Genomic DNA, 2,555 nt, shown 5'->3' on the forward strand with positions numbered 1-2,555 from the left:
CGCATCGGCGGTGGCGAAGCGGGCCGGCGCGGTGTTGCGGATGAAGTCCACCGAGTCGGTCGTCTCCTGCGCCGAGAAGCCGTCGCGGGCATCGTCGAGGATGCCGAGCAACAGTCCCAAAGCCTGCGCGGTCACTTCCGTGCGCACCGATCCGGTGGTGAGGAAGAGCCCACCGGCGCGCCGAGGACGGAAGGAGGAACGCATTCCATACGTGAATCCCTTGTCCTCCCGCAGCACCGCGTCCACGCGGGCGTTCGGGGAGCCGCCAATCAGGAAGGACAGGACGGGGTATGCCGCCCACGCCGGCGCGACGCGGCGATCGGGGCCCGCGCAGCCGACGACGATCTCGCTCTGCACCGAGCCCGGGCGGTCGACCAGGACGATTCGAAGACGGTCGTCCCCGGGACGCGACGGGGTCGGCAGTTGTGGCTGCGCGACCGGCGCGGGCGACCAGGCACCGAAGACATCCGCCGCCAAGGCGTGGGCGTCCAAGCCGTCGAGGTCGCCGGCAATGACCACGGTCGCGGCGTTGGGGGCGACATGCGCCTGATGGAAGGCGACGACCTCGTGCCGGGTCAGGCCGCGGACGGTCTCGGGGGTGCCGGCCGCCGGGCGGGAGGCGCGCTCCGCGGAGTCGAACCAGGTCGCCGCGAACTCGCGCATCGCCCGGTGCGGCGCCGAGGCCCGCTCCTGCTCGATCTCAGCGAGGCGCGTGCGGATCAGCCGGGTGACTTCCTTCTCGGGGAAGGAGGGCTCGGCCAGGGCCTCCCGGATGAGCTCCAGCGCGTCGGTGAGGTTGCGCTTGGAGACCTCGCCGTGGACCGTTAGACCGGACTCGGACAGGCCCGCGCCGAAGTCAATTCCCTTGCGCTCCAATAGTTCCGTGAACTCGTCCGTGGTGTGGGTGCGCGTGCCTTCGTCGAGCAGTCGGCTCATCAGGCTGGCCACGCCCTCGTGCTCGCGAGGCTCGTCTCGGGTCGAGAGCGGGACGACGACCCGGACGGAAAGCACGTACTGACCGGGGATGTCGTATGCCGCGACGGCCAGCCCGTTGTCCAGGCGCGAGGTCGTGGGCTCCGGGAATTCCCAGCGGCCCGGCGGGGTGACATCCGGGCGCGGGGACGGGGCCGGGTTCTTGGTGGCGGCGGTCAGGGTGCTCATGCGACTTCGTCCTGTCCGGTCAGATAGGCGACCACGGCGCGGGAATGCGGATCGAGCCACTCCTTCGCCGCGGTGGTCACCCCCTCCGGGGTGATCGCGGCGAGTTCGTCGAGGAAGCGGTTGACGTAGTCCGGGTCGTGGTGCAGGAGCGCCTGGTGGCTGAAGGCGTCGGCACGCTGGTCCTGGGCGGCGAGGTCGGACAGCCAACCGCGTTCGGCGCCGGCCAAGGCCGCCTCCAACTCGACCTCACTAGGACCCTCGTCGGCGAAGCGGTGAAGCTCCTCCAGGAGCACCTCCTCGACGGCATTGGGGTCCACGCCCTCGGTGACATCGACGGCGAGCAACCCCAGGGAGACCCCGTCCACGAAACCCATCGTGTGACCCTGGACGCTCGTGGCGCTTTGGTCGCCGCGGACGAGGCGGCGCACCATACGAGACATCGACAGGCCCGCGAGCGCTTCCATGGCGAGGGCGGCCGCGAGATAGCGCGGGTCGCGCTCGGTGGGGAGACGGAACCCGAGATAGAGGCGATCGTTGGGGACCTCGGAGATCACCGTATGCCGCGCGGGCTCGCTCAGCGGGTCAAGTTGCGGGAGGTTAGGGCGCGGGCTGCGGGCGATGGCGGGCAGATCGGCGAAGTAACGCTCGATGCGGGCGATGCCGTCCTCGGGCTCGATATCGCCGACCAGGGTGAGCACGGTGTTGTCGGGGCCGTAGTGGGCTCGGAAGAAGTCGTGGACGTCGTCCACGGTCGCCGCGTCGAGGTCGGCCATCGATCCGATGGTCGGGTGGTGATAGGGGTGGTCATCGGGGAAGACCGTGGCGTAGAGATCGCGCAGCGCGTTGCCGTAGGGCACGTTGTCGTAGCGCTGGCGCTTCTCCTCCTTGACCACGTCACGTTGGTTGTCGAGATTGGCCTGGTTGACGGCGTCGAGGAGGTGACCGTGGCGGTCGGCCTCGAGCCAGAGGGCGAGGTCGAGGGCGCCGGTCGGGACCGTCTCGAAGTAGTTGGTCCGGTCGAACCACGTCGTGGCGTTGAGGCGGCCGCCCGCGGCCATGAGGAGTGAGAAGTGCTCCCCCGACGCCACATTGCGCGAGCCCTGGAACATCAGGTGCTCGAAGAGGTGCGCAAAACCGGTGCGGCCCGCGACTTCGTGGCGGGACCCGACATTAACCCAGAGGTTGACGGTGACGGTCGGGACGCTGTGATCGGGCGAGATGACGACCCGCAGACCGTTGGCGAGGGTGTGCTCGACGAGGGGGTAGTCCAGCGGCATGCCGGACACCTTATGCCGCGGGGCTCGGCATACCTCCGGCCCGGGGGCAACTCAGCACAACTTAGTCAACTGTGGACACCTTGCAAGGTGTCCACAGTTGACTAACTGCTGCTAGCA

Annotated in this window: 2 protein-coding genes; both read right to left on the minus strand. The window is 69.1% G+C overall.

The annotated features are described in order from the left end of the window. The coding region (locus BN13_RS18065; protein ID WP_048548602.1) for a M16 family metallopeptidase at positions 1–1,161 on the minus strand (1,161 nt) is incomplete at its 3' end. Then, positions 1,158–2,438 carry a M16 family metallopeptidase gene (locus BN13_RS18070; RefSeq protein ID WP_048544363.1) on the minus strand — a complete coding sequence of 427 codons (1,281 nt, stop codon included), beginning with the start codon at positions 2,436–2,438 and terminating at the stop codon, positions 1,158–1,160. The genes BN13_RS18070 and BN13_RS18065, both read right to left, overlap by 4 nt. Positions 2,439–2,555 lie beyond the last annotated feature (117 nt).

It is taken from the genome of Nostocoides jenkinsii Ben 74, assembly GCF_001046875.1.
GTDB classification, from domain to species: Bacteria; Actinomycetota; Actinomycetes; order Actinomycetales; family Dermatophilaceae; genus Nostocoides_A; species Nostocoides_A jenkinsii.